Origin of the sequence: Amycolatopsis sp. NPDC051371, assembly GCF_040682155.1 — a bacterium.
Taxonomy (GTDB): Bacteria; Actinomycetota; Actinomycetes; order Mycobacteriales; family Pseudonocardiaceae; genus Amycolatopsis.
In genome coordinates this window covers 1-16,210 of the sequence record NZ_JBFBAG010000007.1, presented here as the reverse complement: position 1 = coordinate 16,210, position 16,210 = coordinate 1, and the positions used below count along the sequence as shown (strand labels likewise).

The following is a 16,210-nucleotide window of genomic DNA, read 5'->3' as shown; positions in this document are numbered from 1 at the left end:
CCTGACTGATCAGCGGCGTTCGTCGCCACCGAATTCGCGTATCGCGCGGACCAGGGCGTCGTGATCCCCTGAACAGGCCCGGCACGACTTCAGGTGCACAGCCAGCCCGGGGAAAAGCTCTTCGGGGTTCGCGCCGGCGGCCGCCATCTCCGAGTAGGTGTGGAGTGCGTCGAGGGCGAGGTCACACCCGATGTCCCGCGGATCGGTCCGGAGGAACTCGTTCAGTGCGTCCCAGTCGCTCATGTTTTACCTCGAGAGTTTCGACCCGCGGTCCTGGACCGTTAGCACCTGATCTTCGGTGGTTCTTACGCAGGGGAACACGCGGCTCATGAGAAGAAGGTGAAAGATGCTGACGACCCAGCGCCACGCGCGGCTCATCGGCGAGGAATTGCCGGTCGACCTCATGAACACGGTGTGGTCGGCCCCCGGTGGCGTCAGCGACGTCCTGGCCACCCCGGAGTCCGCGATGGACTGGGTCCGGGAGATCGCGCCGCGGCTGCCTCAGCAGCCTCGATCGTTCACGCATTGGCTGGCGTCGGCGACTCCGCTGAGCGCTCACATGGCCGCCTACGACTTGAGGAGGCTCCGTGACGCAATTCGCTGCCTGGCGCATGAACTGACGGGGGACCGAGGCTCGAAGATCCTCCCGACGGTCTTGGATCGCGCGACGGCGCTGGAAGTCGTCAACAGTGCGGTCGCCGGGGCACCCCACTGGCCGGCGTTGGTGTGGCGACCGCGGTCTGAGCCCGAGGTGAGCGTCCAGGGCGACGTGCCGGGCGGTGTCGTGGCCGTCGGTCAGATCGCCCGTCAGGCGGTGGAGCTCTTCGGCGGCCGTGACCGGCAGCGCCTTCGTGCCTGTCCGGCGGCCGGATGCTCCAACTACTTCCTCGACTTCGGTCGTCGGGGGCGCACCTGGTGCTCGGGATCGTGCGGTGTACGTGTCCGGACTGAGATTTCGGCCACGCGGAAGAAGCAAGGCGCGGAACCCGGATAGCGTCCGGATCGTCGACCAGGCGGTCGTTCGCCGTCGCTCACTCAGGCCGGTGCCAGCCGTCGGGCCGGTAGCGGCGCAGCCCCGCCAGCAGCACCGCTTCGCCGTCGCGCAGCACAGGTGTGACCGGCACGGCGGGAACGTCGCCGCGCCGCACCGCGGCCAGGAAGCGGACCAGCCGCTGCGGCCGGGGCACCAGCTCGCCGCCGAGGTAGGCGACCACCAGCAGGTCCTGCCCGGAGTCGTTCTCGATCGCGGCCCGACCAGCCGTGCCGCTCGTCCCACAGCAGGGCGACGTCCCGGCCCGGATGACGCGGTAGCCGCGTGTCCAGCGCGATGTACGCGGACGCGGGGTTGCCGAAATCGGCCGTGCAGGACTCCACGCCCACGCCGACGGCCGTGCTCACGGCCGCGAGATAGGCCGGAAGGCGGTGGTGGAGGACGAGTTCACGATCGCTCTCGTCCGTCAGGGAGATCACCGACCGCCAAGCGATGATCCGGAACCGGCAGCGGTACTGCCGCGGCGGACGGCCGCTGCGAAGTCGAGCTCGGCGCGGAGTCGATCGACGGCGGACGGCATGATCAGGCGGCCCCTCCCGGTGGGTGATCGATTGTTGGTGGCCACCGGCGACCGCCTCTTACCGTGCCGCCGGGATGCGGTTCTCGCCGACTTGGACCGGGCCCCGCTACAGGGCGACTCCGAGGAGAGCGTCGACGGCGTTCCGGATCGAGGCGGGGGCGTCGGTGTCGGTGCCCCGGTGCTCCAGCGCGTCCACCACCCACGCGTCGACGGCGCCGAGCGCCGACGGGGTGTCCAGGTCGTCGGCGAGACGGTCCCTCAGCTTGGCGATCGTGCCTTCGGCAGCTGGGCCCGCCTGCGCCGACGTCGCCTCCCGCCAGCGCGCGAGCCGCTCCTGCGCCTGGTGCAGCAGCTCATCGGTCCACCCGCGATCGGTGCGGTAGTGCCCGGCGAACAGCGCCAGCCGCATCGCCGACGGGTCGACGTCGTCGGCCCGCAGCCGCGACACCAACACCAGATTGCCTTTCGACTTCGACATCTTCTCGCCGGCAAGCCCGATCATCCCGGCGTGGACGTAGTGCCCTGCGAACGGATGGTCGCCCGTGAGGGCCTCCGCGTGTGCTGCGCTGTACTCGTGGTGGGGGAACACGAGGTCCGACCCGCCGCCCTGGACGTCGAACCGGAGGCCGAGCCGGTTGAGCGCGATGGCGCTGCACTGGACGTGCCAGCCGGGCCGTCCCGCGCCGAGCTCGGATTCCCGCGAGGGCTCGCCGGGCCGGGCGAGCCGCCACAACAGCGCGTCGAGCGGGTCGCGCTTGCCCGGGCGGCCGGGGTCGCCGCCGCGCTCGGCGAAGAACCCGGCCATGGTCGCCTCGTCGTAGTTCGACTCGTAGCCGAAGCGGCCTGTGTACGACCGGTCGAAGTAGATGTCCGGGTGGACAGGGTCCTCAGCTCGGTAGGCCGAGCCGTTCGCGAGGAGTTCGCCGATCATCTCCACGATCTCGGGGATGGACTCCACAGCGCCGACGAACTCCCGCGGCGGCAGCACACGCAGTGCCTCCATGTCCTCACGGAACAGCGCGGTCTCGCGCCTGCCGAGCACCACCCAGTCTTCGTGGTCCCGCTCGGCCCGCTCCAGCAGGGGCTCGTCGATGTCGGTGACGTTCTGCACGTAGTGGACGTCGTGGCCGGCATCGCGCCACAGCCGGTGGACGAGGTCGAAGGCCAGGTACGTCGCCGCGTGGCCGAGGTGGGTCGCGTCGTAGGGCGTGATGCCGCAGACGTACATCTTCGCCTCGGGGCCCGGTGCCGTAGGCCTGAGCTGACCGGTCGCGGTGTCGTGAAGCCGCAACGGGGGCGGGGTTCCAGGGACGCGGGGCACGGCAACCGAACGCCAAGTCTGCATGGTTCGACACTATGCGCGAAAGCTGATCCGGAACACCGTCTGGAGAGGACGGTCGCCTGCAGCGGCGAAGTGTCCCCACCGTTCCAGCTAGGTGGACGAGATAGTCCACTTCGACTATCGTCTCGCTCAGCGTCGTGCGTCAGCTCGGACGCGGTGCGCCCGAAGTTCCCGACAACCAGACCCGGAGTGCAGTTGGCAGACGTTTTGCGCGCGGTCGTGGACGAGCTGACGTCAGACCCTTCCAACGCGTGGGCTCGTGATCTCGGCTACCGTCCGGTGTGGGCCGGGTCGCCCTCGGCGCGCATCGTGATCATCGGCCAGGCGCCAGGAAGGCGTGCCCAGGAGAGCGGGATCCCGTGGGACGACGCCAGCGGCGTGCGGTTGCGCTCGTGGCTCGGTGTCCGCGACGACGAGTTCTACGATCCCGAGCTGTTCGCCATCGTACCGATGGATTTCTACTTCCCGGGCAAGGGCAAGACGGGCGACCTGCCGCCGCGCAGGGACTTCGCGCCGCGGTGGCATCCGCGGATCTTGGCCGGGATGCCCGAGGTGGCCCTCCGAGTGCTCATCGGCGCGCACGCACAGCGGTTCTACCTCGCGGGCCGGGCCAAGCCGAACCTCACCGAGACCGTGCGCGCCTACGGCGAATTCCTCCCTGGCGAGTTCCCGCTGGTGCACCCGTCACCGCTGAACTACCGCTGGCATGCCAGGAACACGTGGTTCGAGGCCGAGGTCGTACCCGAGCTGGCCCGGCAAGTCTCGACTGTCCTGGGACACGGATGACCGCAGATGACGGCGCGCGGCCAGGCCGCCTGCATACTCTCGCCGACTCGGAAGTGGTCCGCAGAGTCCGTCTTCCGCCGCGTCTGACGTCGTGGTCGGTGCCGGTGCGATAACCTGGTGCCGTGGTGGAACCGGAGAGCACTGTGAAGCCTGTTCGGCGCACAGCGCGTGGTGAGGCGACCCGGGCGCGGATTCTCCGGGCCGCGGTCGACTTGATGACGGTGAAAGGCGTGGCCGCCACCACGCTCGACGATGTCCGCGCGGCGAGCAGCACCAGTAAGTCGCAGCTCTACAACCACTATCCCGATAAGGACGCCCTGGTCCAAGACGTGATCGAGTACCAGGCCGAGGACGTGCTGACCGGCCAGGGGGAGCAGCTGCGCCGGCTCAACTCGATCCGCGGGCTCGAGCGCTGGCGAGACGCGATCATCCAGCGCAGCGCTCTGCGCAACGGGGCTCACGGTTGCCGGCTCGGCTCTCTGGCGAGCGAGCTTTCCGACCAGAACGAGCGGGCGCGGTCGGCTCTCGCGGGTCACTTCGAGACCTGGCGTGGCCTGATCACCGACGGTCTGCGGCGGATGCGAGACTCCGGCAAGCTGCGGTCTGATGCCGATCCCGAACGGCTCGCCATCGGCCTGATGGGTGCTCTCCAAGGCGGGTATCTGCTCGCGCAGACCGAGCACGACGTCAAGCCGATGCGCATCGCGCTCGACATGGCCATCGACCACATCCGCAGCTACCAGCCCTGAGACCAACCCGGCTCTGGTCGTGCGGATCGCGGCTTCCGCCCGGTGCTCTCTGAGCACTTCCCGGCGCGAGAGCACCACCCGCCGGCGGCTACGCCGGATGGTGGGCCGCTGAGGAGCGCACCACGGTGAGAGTTGCGGGACCGACGCGCAGCAGCCCGTCGTCGAGAGGGGCGCAACGCACGCCGCCGCGCCCGCGCAGCCCGCGGAACGCACCAGGCGCCAGGACCACATCCATCCATGCGCACGGGTGGGCAGGGCGATAGGCCTGGAACCGGACTTCGCCCGCCCCGGAGTCGAGGCCGAAGACAGCCCCGACCCCACCCCGCGGCGCAGCCAGCTCGTCGACGGGGAACCCGCGCACGACGATGTTGCGTCGTGGCAGGTGAGGGTGTGGCACCGCGGCGAGATCGAGGTCTCGGGCGAGAACGTCGAGTGACTCGGCGGCGAAGAGGGTCACGGCGGCTCGGCGGTGGGCGGGATGGTTGAAATACCGGTCGCCGACGAGCCCGAGCCCGGCGCGCACGGAGACCTCGTCGCGCTCGACGGGGTCCGGGTCGGGCCGCGCTCCGTCCGCGGGGCGGCCTTCGAAGGCGTGTACGGGGGAGACCAGCAGGGCGACGATCTCCACCACGGTGGTCGCGACAAGCGGATCGATCGCCTGGGGCTGGTCCGACACGGGGCTCTCCTCGCTCGCACTGGCTCTGCTGGGTACACGCCGGCGCGCGAACCGGGGTCCGCGCGCCGGACGCATCAAGCCGCCGGCCGGCTGGGGAGGGCCCTGCCGGGCCGGGGGCGGTGACAAGGGCGGGTGGACACGACACCAGCGCGCCGGTCGCCGTGTCGTCTCCTCACTTGTCGTCGGTGTCGCTGGTGAACAGGCTGCGGTAGTCGCCGTAGCCCGCGTTTTCCAGGTCGTCGAGGTGGATGAACCGCAACGACGCGGAGTTGATGCAGTAGCGCTGACCGCCCTTGTCGAGCGGGCCGTCGTCGAAGACGTGGCCGAGGTGGCTGTCTCCGTTCAGCGAGCGGACCTCCGCCCGGATCATCCCGTGGCTGAAGTCTCCGCGCTCGACGACGTTCGACTTGACGATCGGCTTGGTGAAGCTCGGCCAGCCGGACCGGCTGTCGTACTTGTCGACCGAAGCGAACAGCGGCTCGCCGGACACGACATCGACGTAGATGCCCGGCTCGTGGTTGTCCCAGTACGCGTTCGCGAAGGGACGTTCCGTGCCGTCCTGCTGGGTCACGCGGTACTGCTCCGGATTCAGCCGAGACACAGCTTCCGGACTCTTGTGGTAGTTGGCCTGCTGAGGCACAGCTCTCCCTTCCCCGCCTTGTGGCGTGAAGCTGGGGGATCAGGTGAAACGCACCTGGACGTGCAGATGTACAGACACGCCACGAACCAGCTCTATTCCCCCGGCCGGCGAGGACGTTCTTCTTCCGTAAGAACTGGAGCGCGGCGGCCACCCGCCCGTTCGACATGGACTCGACCGTCCGTGTCACGAGGTGGCATGCCCCCGTAAATTTCTGCCCCCGGACAGAAAGAGGCAGGTCTGGGCCGACACTAATGAACTATGGCGTCCATGTTGTGATGCGGAGGTCGCGGGTGGCTGCCGAGCAAATCAGGAACCTGACCATCGCCAAGATCGACATCGACGAGAACCCGAACACGCCGCGTGACTACCAGGTGTCCTCTGAACCGAATCACTCTCGTGGACTAAATAGTCCAGTAGAGCTAGGGTTGCCGAAACAACGCGGCGGATCGGATGGAAGAACTCCATGAGCGACGACTCTGACGAGTACGACGGCGGTTTCGACCTGGACAACGGTCTGCTGGAACCCGAGGACAGCCTCGTGGACCGCGGGGTGTCGGACGTTCTGGACGAGGGTTACACGCCGCCGGACCACCCCATCGCGGTCTTCGACTGGGGCACGACGGCGCGGGAGGCCGCCGGCCACGAGGAGCTCGGCAAACGGCTCGCACGGGAGCTGCCGGACGTTTTTCCCGTCGCGGATCAGGGTGACGGGCTCGGTGACGCGTCCGATACGGACGGGGAACTGTACGACGGCCAAGTCGGCGTGCTTCGAGCAGGACGGCTGGTCGAGGACCCGGACGCCGACGAGGCGTATCCTTACCTGTTCGCCTCCGACGTGGGCGTGGACGGCGCTGCGGCGTCAGCCGAAGAAGCAGCCATCCACATCGTGGCGGAATGACCGTCGACGCGACGCACACGATCGAGAAAGGCAGACACGTATGGCAATCACCAGAGGCTTCGTCGGGCGGGGGCGCTCCAGCCAGGATCCGCGGCTACCACCCGGGCAGTACGACGCGGGCAGCGATTGGCCGGTACTGCACGCGGAAGCGACGCCCTCGATCGACACCGAGGACTGGACGTTCACCGTGGACGGTCTCGTCGACACGCCGACGAGCTGGACGTGGGACGAGATCCACGAGCTCGAACGCGATCGGTACGAGGGTGCCATCCACTGCGTCACGACGTGGTCCAAGTTCGGCATGACGTTCGACGGGGTCTCCGTCGACACGCTGCTCGAGGTCACCGGACTGCAGGACGACGCGGCCTACGTTCTGGCGCGGTCGCACACCGGCTACACGACCAACCTGCCGATCGAGGACGTGGTCGACGGCCGGGCCTGGGTGGTGTGGGACGTCAACGGCGCACCGCTGGACGACATCCACGGTGGCCCGGCGCGGCTGTTGGTGCCGCACCTGTACTTCTGGAAGAGCGCGAAGTGGGTGTCCGGCCTGAAGTTCATGGCCGAGGACGAGCAGGGTTTCTGGGAACGAAACGGTTATCACGACCACGGCGACCCGTGGCTCGAGCAGCGTTACCAGGGGGACTGATGGCTACTGCTTCGTCCTGGCAGACCGGCGTGGTGACCGCGATCGGCGAGGAGACGCCGCACGCGAAGACGTTTCGGCTGCGGCTCGCCGAACCCCGGACGCACCGGGCCGGCCAGTTCTACGTCGTCCGGCTGACCGCCCCGGACGGCTACCACGCCCAGCGGGACTACTCCGTGGCCAGTGCCCCCGGCGGAGACGAGATCGAGCTCACGGTGGAGAAGCTGCCGGACGGCGAAGTGTCGGCGTTTCTGCACGACGTGGTCGAAGTCGGTGACGTCCTGCAGGTCCGCGGCCCGATCGGCAGGTTCTTCTCCTGGGACGGTGCCGCACCGATCCTGGGCGTCGCCGGGGGCTCCGGAGTGGTCCCGCTCATGTCCATGCTGCGGCTCGCCCGACGCGCGAACCGCGCCGACGTGATGCGGCTGATCGTGTCCGTACGATCACCCGAAGAGCTCTACTACGCAGACGAAATCGCCGGTCCGGAGACCACTGTCGTCTACACCCGCCAAGCTCCGGCGCGCAGTTCCCGGCCCGTGGGCCACCTCACGGCCGAGGATCTCCGTCCTCTTGCCGAGGCCGATCGCGAGATCTACGTGTGCGGTTCGCAGGGATTTTGCGACACGGCCACCAGCCTGCTCGTCGGCGTCGGAGCCGACGTGAAGCGGATCCGTGTCAGCCGGTTCGGACCGACCGGCTGAGCCGACCGTGCGCATGCGTAGTGGTGGCCGGACGCGAGATCGCCGTGCCCGGCGAAGGGAGAGCTCCGTCTCGCGCTGGCCACCGTTCCTCACGTGGACCATATCGTCCATCATGTCGCATAGGTGCGAACCTGGTCGAATGCCATCTCGAGCGTCACGCGCAATTGGTCGGCGTCTTGGGTGAGGTGCGCCAGCAGGTGACCTCCTTGCAGGGCGGCGATGAGGCCGACGGCGAGTGTCTCGGGGGCTGCGCCGAGTTCGAGCTCGCCGGCCGCCTGGAGGCGGGACAAGACTGAAGCCAGCATCGTCTTCCACTGGGAGAACGCCCTGGCGAGCGCTTGGTGGCCCCGATCGTGCCGGTCGGCGAGGTGGTGGATCAGCGAGCCGAGTACGCAGCTGCTTTCCGAAGCGGGTGGGGCGAACGGCCGTGACAGCCACTGTTCCAGATCTGCGAGATGCTGGACGGCCTCCAGGCTGGAACGCTGAACTCGTAGCACAGCGTCGAGCTGGGTGAACACGATCGCCTCCACGATCGCGTCCGAGTCCGGAAACAACTGCTCGAATTCGGCTCGGCTCACGCGGGCGGCAGCTTGGATGCGCGCCGGGATGAGCGAGCTGACGCCGTGGTGCATCAGGAGTGCGGTCGCTGCTGCCACAACGCGTGCACGAGAATCCGGCTCCGATGTGTCGAGACGCGGGCAGCGCCCGTCGTACCAGTCGGCCGTCATGGCCTGCACAGTAGTCGCGCCCGCTCTGGCCGTGCACATCCACCCCCGCCAAAGATGGACCTTATGGTCCTTATTTCAGGGCAAGCAGCTGGGTTGCGACTCAGCGTTAGACCAGCAGGGCAGATCGCGCTTCGACGATCGGAGCCCCTGCGGCAGCTCGCTGTACGGCCTCACCGCCTGCCCGGGGCGCCTGACTTGCTCGTATGCCTCGCCGACAGCAACGACTTCGCATTGCCGGCCTTGAGGCGAAAGCGGTGCGTCGCCCACGAACCCGTGCGTCCAGCCGGACCCACGTGGAAGCCGTTCTGCACCAGCGTAGACCGCCGATGACGCTGTATGAGAGCCTCGCTGCCGTCTCGCTGGTTCGCGCGCTTCACTCGAGAGCTGCTCGTCGAGCCCGGACCCGGCATCGAGTCCACAGTGGATTTCCGAGCCGTGGTGCGTTCAGGCTTGCGCTGTGTTCTCGCCGAGGCAGGATGCCGCTGACGCGCCGGCGCGGGCGGCGTTGTCGATGTTGTCCTCGACCCAGCTGCGCAGCATCCGCAGGGGCACGGCTGCGCTGTGCCCCAGTTCGGTGAGCGAGTATTCGACGTGGGGTGGCACCGCGGGGTAGACAGTGCGATCGACCAGGCCGGAATCCTCCAGGCGCCGCAAGGTCTGGGTCAGCACTTTCGGGCTGACTCCCTGCAGGTGACGCTGGAGCCGGCCGAACCGCTGCGGACCGTCCTCGAGCGCGCCGATGGCCAGTGCGGACCACTTGTTCGCCAGCAGGTCCAGCATCGCCCGGCACGGGCACTGTGCCGCGTAGACGTCGTGGTCGGAATGCTGTCCCGTCAGGCAGACAGTGGTCATGGTAAGCCTTTCACCTCGATACTTCCGTTTGGGAAGTTGCAACCCTTGCGGGTAACTATATCCCCGCGGATACCTTGGCCGGGTCAAGGGAAAGATCACGTCGTGGTCTTTCCCGGTAGCTGATCCGAGGAGAGAACCAGTGTCCGACACATCGATGCGCGCCGTCGTCCAGCACACCCTCGGCGGTCCCGAGGTGCTTTCGGTGCAGCGAGTACCCCGCCCGGAACCGTTGCCGACCGAAGTCCGGGTGAAGGTGCACGCGGCCGGCGTCAATCCGGTGGACTGGAAGACGCGGGCCGGGGCCGGGATGGCCGGCGTGCTCGGCGAGCCACCGTTCATCCTGGGCTGGGATGTCTCCGGTGTGGTGGAGAAGGTCGGCTTCGGGGTCACGACCCTGCAGGAAGGTGACGAGGTCTACGGCATGCCCTGGTTCCCGCGGGCCGCCGGCGGCTACGCCGAATACGTCACCGCACCGGCGCGGCAGTTCGCCCGCAAGCCCACGAGTGTCAGTCACGAGCAGGCCGCGGCGGTGCCGCTCGCCGCGCTCACCGCGTGGCAGGCCCTGGTGGACGCCGCGCACGTCCGGCCGGGGCAGCGCGTGCTGGTGCACGCCGCCGCCGGCGGTGTCGGGCACCTGGCGGTCCAGTTCGCCAAGCACCTCGGCGCCCATGTGGTCGGCACCGCGCGGGCCGGCGGTCACGACTGGCTCACCAAGCTCGGCGCGGACGAGTTGATCGACTACACCACCGTCCGGTTCGAGGACGCGGTCTCCGACGTCGACGTCGTGCTCGACCTGGTCGGCGACCACCACGACGACACCAGCACGCGGTCGCTGGACGTGCTGCGCCCGGGTGGGCTGCTCGTCGCAGTTCCGGCCGGTGTGTCGCCCGAGCTGGCCGCCGCGGCCGAGGCGAAGGGCATGCGGGTGTCACCGTTCCTGGTCGAGCCGGACGGGCCCGCGCTCACCGCCATCGGTGCGCTGATCGACTCCGGCGAGGTCGTGGTGGAGGTCGAAGAGGTGTTCCCGCTCGAGCAGGTCGCCGAGGCGCACACCCGAGGCGAGTCCAACCGCACCCGCGGCAAGCTCGTCCTGCGCGTCGCGTCCTGAGGCCCGGCAACCAGAACTGGAGCACCCGATGTTCTACGAAATCCGCCGCTACCAGGTCCGGCCCGGGCACCGCGACGAATGGGTCCGCTACATGGAGGACGCCGTCATCCCGTTCCAAACCGGACAGGGCATGTCGGTCACGGCGTCCTTTGTGGACGAGGAGGACCCGGACGGCTACGTGTGGATCCGCCGGTTCGAAGACGAACAGGAGCGGGAGACCCTCTACGCCAACGTCTACCAGAGCGACCGCTGGCGAAACGAGTTCGACCCGGAGGTGAAGCGGCTGCTGCTCGTCGACCGGATCAAGGTCACCAGGGTCGTCCCCACCCCGAATTCCGGGCTGAAGTGAGCGGGCCGAGGACGCACAGCGCGCGCTCGATCAGCCGCGCCGCGGCCGTCGCGCTGATCGAGGCCGTGCGTGACGAGGCCGCCACGGCCGGTTTCGGTGTCGCGACGGCGGTCACCGACGCCGGTGGCCACCTGGTGGCTTTCGAGCGCGCCGACGGGGTTCCGTTCCTCGCCGCCGAAGTCGCGGTCGACAAGGCGTGGACCGCGGCCTCGTTCCGGCTCGCGACGCACACCTGGAACTCCCTGGTCACCGATCCGCGTGTGGGGCCGTGGGCGGCGGCTTCCCGCTGTTCGACGACGGCGTGTGCGTGGGCGGCCTCGGCATCTCGGGCGGAACCGTCCATCAGGACGAGGACGCCGCCCACGCGGCCTTGACGGCGTAGGGTTTCCCCCTTCCGGGCTGAGACGTCGGTTCGCGCTCCTTCGGCTGCGAGTGCTCTCGCGGACTCCGGCTGATCTCTGCGCAACTGTGTATAGTGATCGCTACATACAGAGCTGTGCACGGACGCGCCGAGATCGCGGAAGCCTCCCGATCTCCCCCGCCGGACGGTCCGATCAGCTCGATGATCCGGTGACTCGTCAATCCCCGTACGGAGCCCTGCCGATGCCCGACGACGCACGCCTCGACCTCACCAAGCCGAGTGCGGCCCGCCTCTACGACCACTACCTCGGCGGGAAGCACCACTACCCCGTCGACGAGGAGTTCGCCGCGCGGGTCGTGGCCCTCTGCCCGTTCACGCCCGACCTGGCGATCTACAACCGAGGCTTTCTCACCCGTGCGGTCGAAGCACTGGTCTCGGCCGGAATCCGCCAGTTCATCGACGTCGGCTCCGGCATCCCGACCGCGCCGAACGTGCACCAGATCGCGCACGCCACCGCCCCGGACAGCCGCGTCGTCTACGTGGACTTCGACGGTGAAGCCATCGCCACCGCACAACGCGAACTGGCCGGCGAACCCCACGCCACCATGATCCACGGCGACCTGCGCCGCCCGGAAACCATCCTGGACAACCCGGTACTTCACGGCATGCTCGATCTCACCGAGCCGGTCGGGCTGCTGCTGGTCGCGGTGCTGAACTTCGTGGCTCCCGGCGACGAGCCGCACGCCCTCGTCGCGCGCTACCTCGACGCGCTTCCCTCCGGTAGTCACCTCGTGGCTTCGCACGTCAGTGTCGAGGAGGCGACCGAAGAGGCGCGCCGGCAGTTGCGAGCCGGTCAGGAGGCGTACGGCAGCACACCCCTTCCCTCCACCGCGCGCAGCAAGGAGGAATTCACCCGGTTCTTCGCCGGGCTCGACCTCTTCGATCCCGGTGTGTCCTTCGCCGCGGACTGGCGCGCCGTCAAGCCGGTGGCCGCCGATGATCCGGCCCGGCCGTGCTTTTACGCCGCCGTCGGTCGCAAGCCGTGACCCACCGGGCCAGTGTCGAAGGGGACAGCCACGGCCGCCGCTCAAGGCCCGGGGAGATAGTCGACACAGTGTCGATTTTAATGGACACCATGTAGAGTCGGGTGCATGACGCAACGAACGTTCCTGATCACCGGCGCGAGCAGCGGTCTCGGCCGCGCTTTCGCCGAAGGCGCCCTGGCGGCCGGTCACACCGTCGTAGGTACGGTGCGCAGGGCCGAAGACCTCGAGCGGTTCGAGGCGCTGGCGCCCGGACGCGCTCACGCGCGGCTGCTCGACGTGACCGACGACGAGGCGGTCCTCGCCGTGGTCGGCGAGGTCGAGCGCGGTGTCGCCCCGATCGACGTGCTGATCGCGAACGCCGGCTACGGGCACGAGGGTGTGTTCGAGGAGTCCCCGATGGCCGAACTGCGCGCGCAGTTCGACGTCAACGTGTTCGGGGTGGCGGCCACCGTCCACGCGGTGCTCCCCAGGATGCGGAAGCGGCGCTCGGGGCACATCTTCGCCGTCAGTTCGATGGGCGGGCTGATGACCGTGCCCGGGCTGGCGTACTACTGCGGCAGCAAGTACGCGGTGGAGGGCATGCTGGAGACCCTCGCCAAGGAGGTCGCGGGGTTCGGGGTGCGGGTGACGATCATCGAGCCCGGTTCGTTCCGGACGGACTGGGCGGGCCGTTCGATGGTGCGCAGCGACCGGTCGATCGTGGACTACGACGAGCTCTTCGAGCCGATCCGGGCGGCCCGCCAGGCCGCCAGCGGCAACCAGCTGGGCGACCCGGCCAAGGCCGCCGAAGCCGTGCTCGCCGTCATCGAGGCGGAGAAGCCGCCGGTGCACCTCGTGCTCGGTTCGGACGCGTTGCGGCTCGTCGCGAGCGGCCGGGCCGCGGTGGCCGCCGACATCGAAGCGTGGGAAGAGCTGTCGCGGTCGACGGACTTCCCGGACGGCCACCAGATCGCGGTGAACTGACGATGCCCGATCCGGTCAAGGCGGGGCGCCGGCGCTCCGCCGCGCCGTCCAAAGGGGACCGGCGCGAAGCCGAGATCCTCGAAGCCCTGGAGGACCTGCTCGCGCTCAAGAGCTTCGACGCGCTGACGACGAACGACATCGCCGAGCGCGCCGGGCTGTCGCGCGCGTCGATGTACTTCTACTTCAGCTCCAAGCAGGAGGCGCTGGTCGCCCTCTTCGCCAAGACTGTCGAAGCGCTGCAGGAGAAGTCCCGCGCGGCGGCCGGCGACCCCGCGGAGCCGCGGGAGGCGATCGCGACGGCCATGCGGCGCACCCTCGACCGCTGGCGGGAGCACGGGCTGATGATGCGGGTCGCGATCGACCAGTCCCCGGCCATCCCCGAGATCGGGGCGTTGTGGACGGAGACCGCGGAGATCTTCGTCGACGCCATCACGGCGATCCTGGTCCGCGCGGGCGTCGCGTCCCACGAGGGGCCCGATGGCGCCGGGGCTCTCGCGGGCGCGCTGTGTTGGATGGTCGAGCGGACGTTCTACCGGGCGTCGGCGGTTTCGCCGGAGGCGCTCGACCAGGCGGCCGAGACTTGCCGGGTGGTGTGGCTCCGGACGGCGGGCATCGAGTCCTGACCGATCTTGCCGCTATCCGGTGCGGACGACCGAGTGCAGTGCGGTACCGAGCGCCCGGCGGTGCAGGGCGTCCAGCCGGTCCGGGACCACCGCCGAACCGTCGGCCGGCGCGAGCGGGACGGGGCCGGGGGCGGATTCGGTAAGGACGTCCACAGTGGCCTCGAGTTGCCGGAGCAGCGCCGTGGTCAGCCGGTCGAGACGCGCGCGGATCCGGGCCAGGTCCGGCCGCGTGGTGGGAGCTTCGTGCGGGTACGCCGTCCACCGGGCGAACAGCCCCTTCTGCACCACCTTGCTCGCGGTGATCTGGTCGCGGAAGAACGCCGTCACCGCCTCCGGGTCCAGCCCCAGAGCGCCGGCCTGATTCCGCACGTGGTCGAGCACCTGCTGCTCACGGGCGGGGTCGTCGATCGGTGAGCCGGTGCCGAACTTGGCTGCGGCCACGTCGTCACTCACGCGAAGGCGCTCGATGACGAGGCCGGTCAGCGCGCCGAGCGACTTGCTGGTGAACACCGCGGCAGTCATGCCGAGGTGAGCTGGGCGATCTGGTCGCCGGTGAGCCGCAGGGAGGCGGCCGCGACGTTCTCCTCGAGGTGGGCGAGCGACGACGTGCCGGGAACCGGGCAGAGCACGTCGGATCGCGCCAGCAACCAGGAGAGCGCCACCTGGGCCGGTGTCGCTCCGGTCTCCGCCGCGATCTCGGCGGCGGCGCCGCCGGGCTTGGCGAGTTCACCGCGCATGACGGGGAACCAGGCGACGAACGGGATGCGATGGCGCTCGCAGTGGTTCAGGACCGCGTCCCAGGTGCGGGTCGTCAGGTTGTAGATGTTCTGCACCGCCGCGACGTCGATGATCGTCCGGGCGGCCTCGATCTGCTCGACTCCCACTTCGGACAGTCCGACGTGGGCGATCTTGCCCTCGTCCCGCAGTTCCCGCAGGGTGCCCACCTGATCGAGGAAGGGGATCTGCGGGTCGGCGCGGTGCAGGTAGAGGAGGTCGATCCGCTCCACGCCCAGCCGGCGCAGGCTCAGCTCGCACTGGTGCCGAAGGAAGGCGGGGTGGCCGATCGGCACCCATTCACCAGGCCGTGGCTGGACTTGGCCCACCTTCGTGGCGAGTAGCAGATCGTGGGGGTAGGGGTGCAGGGCTTCCCGCAGGATGTCCTCGACCACGCCGAACCCGTAGGTGTCGGCCGTGTCGATGTGCTCGACACCGAGCTCGATCGCCTTCCGGGCCAACCGGATCGAATGCGCCCGGTCCGCCGGCGGACCCCAGATCCGGGAATCGGCCAGCCGCATGGCGCCGAAGGCCAGCCGTGACACCACTTTGTCGCCGAGGGTGATCCTGCTCGACGAATCCCCCGCGGTTCGTGCTTCGGTCACGCTTCGCCCCTTCGTCCCGCACGCTGTATGTAGCGATCATTCTACAGCTGGTCGCGACAAGAGGATAGAACGTTCGGTCTTGACAGGGGTAGGCAGGTCTCTCATGATGGATAGCGATAGAACGTTCGGTATCGCGGTCTCGGTGCGCGATGGAGAAAGGAACCTCCCGTCATGAGCAACCCCCTGTACCTCGGCATCGCCACCTCCACCGGCGACGGCCGCGCGGGAGGGCAGGCCAGGTCCGACGACGGCCTGCTCGACGTCACGCTGGCGATCCCCAAGGAGATGGGCGGCCCCGGCGGCGCGACCAACCCGGAGCAGCTGTTCGCGGCGGGGTGGGCGTCGTGCTTCCACTCGGCACTCAAGGCCGTGGCGGCGCAGCGGAAGACCCCGGTCACCGACTCCGCGGTGGTCGCGGAGGTGCAGGTGCACGCCACTCCGGAGGGCGGGTTCAGCCTCAGCGCCGAGCTGCACGTCGAACTGTCCGGTGTGGACCAGGCGGCGGCGGACGAGCTCGTCGAAGCGGCGCACGCGATCTGCCCGTACTCCAACGCGACCCGCGGCAACATCCCGGTGACCGTCGACGCGACCGTCGCCTGACGTCTCCGGCCGGGCTGATGCACCCGGTCAGTCCGGCCGGAACCCCGAACCCGGAGGGGTGTCGCCGCGGCGTGCCCGGTGGGGGAGCGAGGCCGGCCGGACCTATCATGACGCCATGGTGAGGGACTCCGGCTCCGCGCCGGCCGCAACCGGACTGAGCAGTCGGGAGAACATCCTGAACGCGGCTCGCGC

At 69.1% G+C, this 16,210-nt stretch carries 21 protein-coding genes and 2 pseudogenes; 14 read left to right on the top strand and 9 right to left on the bottom strand.

Translation table 11 applies throughout. The annotated features are described in order from the left end of the window. Positions 1-9: 9 nt before the first annotated feature. Complete coding sequence (locus AB0M59_RS11165) at positions 10-243, bottom strand: hypothetical protein (RefSeq protein WP_364612293.1); 234 nt, start codon at positions 241-243, stop codon at positions 10-12. A gap of 103 nt (positions 244-346) precedes the next feature. On the opposite strand from AB0M59_RS11165, the gene AB0M59_RS11160 reads away from it, so the two are divergent. Continuing rightward, positions 347-994 (top strand): CGNR zinc finger domain-containing protein, encoded by a 648-nt coding sequence (locus AB0M59_RS11160; protein WP_364612290.1) that lies wholly within the window; start codon positions 347-349, stop codon positions 992-994. 37 nt (positions 995-1,031) lie between these two features. Here the strand turns inward: AB0M59_RS11160 and AB0M59_RS11155 are convergent. Together AB0M59_RS11155 and mshC are read right to left on the bottom strand one after the other, a co-directional pair. Next, a pseudogene (locus AB0M59_RS11155) lies at positions 1,032-1,467 on the bottom strand (DUF6292 family protein). Between the two features lie 210 nt (positions 1,468-1,677). Beyond that, positions 1,678-2,916, bottom strand: a complete 1,239-nt coding sequence (mshC, locus tag AB0M59_RS11150; protein WP_364612287.1) for a cysteine--1-D-myo-inosityl 2-amino-2-deoxy-alpha-D-glucopyranoside ligase — start codon at positions 2,914-2,916, stop codon at positions 1,678-1,680. A 192-nt stretch (positions 2,917-3,108) separates the two neighbouring features. Here mshC and AB0M59_RS11145 point away from each other — a divergent pair, with 192 nt between their 5' ends. Further along, positions 3,109-3,699, top strand: coding sequence for a uracil-DNA glycosylase family protein (locus tag AB0M59_RS11145; protein ID WP_364612284.1), 591 nt, complete (start codon positions 3,109-3,111; stop codon positions 3,697-3,699). Positions 3,700-3,821: 122 nt separating this feature from the next. Then, positions 3,822-4,448, top strand: a complete 627-nt coding sequence (locus AB0M59_RS11140) for a TetR family transcriptional regulator C-terminal domain-containing protein (protein WP_364612281.1) — start codon at positions 3,822-3,824, stop codon at positions 4,446-4,448. An 88-nt stretch (positions 4,449-4,536) separates the two neighbouring features. Here AB0M59_RS11140 and AB0M59_RS11135 read toward each other — a convergent pair whose 3' ends face one another. Both AB0M59_RS11135 and msrB read right to left on the bottom strand, forming a co-directional pair. After that, positions 4,537-5,124 (bottom strand): MOSC domain-containing protein, encoded by a 588-nt coding sequence (locus AB0M59_RS11135; RefSeq protein WP_364612278.1) that lies wholly within the window; start codon positions 5,122-5,124, stop codon positions 4,537-4,539. Between the two features lie 172 nt (positions 5,125-5,296). After that, positions 5,297-5,764: a peptide-methionine (R)-S-oxide reductase MsrB gene (gene msrB, locus AB0M59_RS11130; RefSeq protein ID WP_364612276.1), complete on the bottom strand. Its 468-nt coding sequence runs from the start codon at positions 5,762-5,764 to the stop codon at positions 5,297-5,299. A gap of 463 nt (positions 5,765-6,227) precedes the next feature. Here msrB and AB0M59_RS11125 point away from each other — a divergent pair, with 463 nt between their 5' ends. From AB0M59_RS11125 to AB0M59_RS11115, 3 genes are read left to right on the top strand one after another with little or no spacing between them, the layout of a single operon-like run. Continuing rightward, on the top strand, positions 6,228-6,662 hold the full coding sequence (locus AB0M59_RS11125; protein WP_364612273.1) for a DUF5709 domain-containing protein: 435 nt from the start codon (positions 6,228-6,230) through the stop codon (positions 6,660-6,662). Between the two features lie 40 nt (positions 6,663-6,702). Next, complete coding sequence (locus AB0M59_RS11120; RefSeq protein ID WP_364612270.1) at positions 6,703-7,311, top strand: molybdopterin-dependent oxidoreductase; 609 nt, start codon at positions 6,703-6,705, stop codon at positions 7,309-7,311. Next, a complete protein-coding gene (locus AB0M59_RS11115) occupies positions 7,311-8,009 on the top strand; it encodes an FAD-binding oxidoreductase (protein WP_364612267.1) in 699 nt (232 codons plus the stop codon). Before AB0M59_RS11120 ends, AB0M59_RS11115 begins: the two co-directional genes overlap by 1 nt. Positions 8,010-8,119: 110 nt before the next feature. On the opposite strand, the gene AB0M59_RS11110 is transcribed toward AB0M59_RS11115, so the two are convergent. Beyond that, on the bottom strand, positions 8,120-8,737 hold the full coding sequence (locus AB0M59_RS11110; RefSeq protein WP_364612264.1) for a TetR family transcriptional regulator C-terminal domain-containing protein: 618 nt from the start codon (positions 8,735-8,737) through the stop codon (positions 8,120-8,122). Between the two features lie 444 nt (positions 8,738-9,181). Next, positions 9,182-9,589 (bottom strand): helix-turn-helix domain-containing protein, encoded by a 408-nt coding sequence (locus tag AB0M59_RS11105; RefSeq protein ID WP_364612261.1) that lies wholly within the window; start codon positions 9,587-9,589, stop codon positions 9,182-9,184. A 154-nt stretch (positions 9,590-9,743) separates the two neighbouring features. On the opposite strand from AB0M59_RS11105, the gene AB0M59_RS11100 reads away from it, so the two are divergent. From AB0M59_RS11100 to AB0M59_RS11070, 7 genes and pseudogenes are all read left to right on the top strand, one after another. Beyond that, positions 9,744-10,697, top strand: coding sequence for an NADP-dependent oxidoreductase (locus tag AB0M59_RS11100; protein ID WP_364612905.1), 954 nt, complete (start codon positions 9,744-9,746; stop codon positions 10,695-10,697). Between the two features lie 28 nt (positions 10,698-10,725). Beyond that, entirely contained in the window at positions 10,726-11,046 is a 321-nt protein-coding gene (locus AB0M59_RS11095; RefSeq protein WP_364612258.1) for an NIPSNAP family protein, read from the top strand. Continuing rightward, positions 11,043-11,237 (top strand): annotated as a pseudogene (locus tag AB0M59_RS11090) (heme-binding protein); the annotation flags it as partial. The gene AB0M59_RS11095 and the pseudogene AB0M59_RS11090, both read left to right, overlap by 4 nt. 5 nt (positions 11,238-11,242) lie before the next feature. Beyond that, positions 11,243-11,428 carry a heme-binding protein gene (locus AB0M59_RS11085; protein WP_364612255.1) on the top strand — a complete coding sequence of 62 codons (186 nt, stop codon included), beginning with the start codon at positions 11,243-11,245 and terminating at the stop codon, positions 11,426-11,428. 221 nt (positions 11,429-11,649) lie between these two features. Then, complete coding sequence (locus AB0M59_RS11080; RefSeq protein WP_364612252.1) at positions 11,650-12,453, top strand: SAM-dependent methyltransferase; 804 nt, start codon at positions 11,650-11,652, stop codon at positions 12,451-12,453. Between the two features lie 105 nt (positions 12,454-12,558). Beyond that, complete coding sequence (locus AB0M59_RS11075) at positions 12,559-13,416, top strand: oxidoreductase (RefSeq protein WP_364612249.1); 858 nt, start codon at positions 12,559-12,561, stop codon at positions 13,414-13,416. 2 nt (positions 13,417-13,418) lie between these two features. Next, positions 13,419-14,039, top strand: coding sequence for a TetR/AcrR family transcriptional regulator (locus AB0M59_RS11070; protein WP_364612246.1), 621 nt, complete (start codon positions 13,419-13,421; stop codon positions 14,037-14,039). Between the two features lie 12 nt (positions 14,040-14,051). Here the strand turns inward: AB0M59_RS11070 and aroQ are convergent, their stop codons facing one another. Further along, the gene (gene aroQ, locus AB0M59_RS11065; protein ID WP_364612243.1) at positions 14,052-14,561 is read right to left on the bottom strand and encodes a gamma subclass chorismate mutase AroQ; all 510 of its coding nucleotides are present in this window, start codon (positions 14,559-14,561) and stop codon (positions 14,052-14,054) included. Next, the gene (locus AB0M59_RS11060; RefSeq protein ID WP_364612240.1) at positions 14,558-15,418 is read right to left on the bottom strand and encodes an aldo/keto reductase; all 861 of its coding nucleotides are present in this window, start codon (positions 15,416-15,418) and stop codon (positions 14,558-14,560) included. The genes aroQ and AB0M59_RS11060 overlap by 4 nt, the downstream gene beginning before the upstream one ends. A gap of 171 nt (positions 15,419-15,589) precedes the next feature. Between AB0M59_RS11060 and AB0M59_RS11055 the strand changes: the two genes are divergently transcribed. Next, entirely contained in the window at positions 15,590-16,018 is a 429-nt protein-coding gene (locus AB0M59_RS11055; RefSeq protein WP_364612238.1) for an organic hydroperoxide resistance protein, read from the top strand. The last annotated feature ends 192 nt before the right edge of the window (positions 16,019-16,210 follow it).

Coding starts and splice junctions, on each gene's coding strand:
- AB0M59_RS11165 (WP_364612293.1), bottom strand. CDS start 243: ATGAGCGACTGGGACGCACTGAACGAGTTCCTCCGGACCGATCCGCGG.
- AB0M59_RS11160 (WP_364612290.1), top strand. CDS start 347: ATGCTGACGACCCAGCGCCACGCGCGGCTCATCGGCGAGGAATTGCCG.
- mshC (WP_364612287.1), bottom strand. CDS start 2,916: ATGCAGACTTGGCGTTCGGTTGCCGTGCCCCGCGTCCCTGGAACCCCG.
- AB0M59_RS11125 (WP_364612273.1), top strand. CDS start 6,228: ATGAGCGACGACTCTGACGAGTACGACGGCGGTTTCGACCTGGACAAC.
- AB0M59_RS11120 (WP_364612270.1), top strand. CDS start 6,703: ATGGCAATCACCAGAGGCTTCGTCGGGCGGGGGCGCTCCAGCCAGGAT.
- AB0M59_RS11115 (WP_364612267.1), top strand. CDS start 7,311: ATGGCTACTGCTTCGTCCTGGCAGACCGGCGTGGTGACCGCGATCGGC.
- AB0M59_RS11110 (WP_364612264.1), bottom strand. CDS start 8,737: ATGACGGCCGACTGGTACGACGGGCGCTGCCCGCGTCTCGACACATCG.
- AB0M59_RS11105 (WP_364612261.1), bottom strand. CDS start 9,589: ATGACCACTGTCTGCCTGACGGGACAGCATTCCGACCACGACGTCTAC.
- AB0M59_RS11100 (WP_364612905.1), top strand. CDS start 9,744: ATGCGCGCCGTCGTCCAGCACACCCTCGGCGGTCCCGAGGTGCTTTCG.
- AB0M59_RS11095 (WP_364612258.1), top strand. CDS start 10,726: ATGTTCTACGAAATCCGCCGCTACCAGGTCCGGCCCGGGCACCGCGAC.
- AB0M59_RS11080 (WP_364612252.1), top strand. CDS start 11,650: ATGCCCGACGACGCACGCCTCGACCTCACCAAGCCGAGTGCGGCCCGC.
- AB0M59_RS11075 (WP_364612249.1), top strand. CDS start 12,559: ATGACGCAACGAACGTTCCTGATCACCGGCGCGAGCAGCGGTCTCGGC.
- AB0M59_RS11070 (WP_364612246.1), top strand. CDS start 13,419: ATGCCCGATCCGGTCAAGGCGGGGCGCCGGCGCTCCGCCGCGCCGTCC.
- aroQ (WP_364612243.1), bottom strand. CDS start 14,561: ATGACTGCCGCGGTGTTCACCAGCAAGTCGCTCGGCGCGCTGACCGGC.
- AB0M59_RS11055 (WP_364612238.1), top strand. CDS start 15,590: ATGAGCAACCCCCTGTACCTCGGCATCGCCACCTCCACCGGCGACGGC.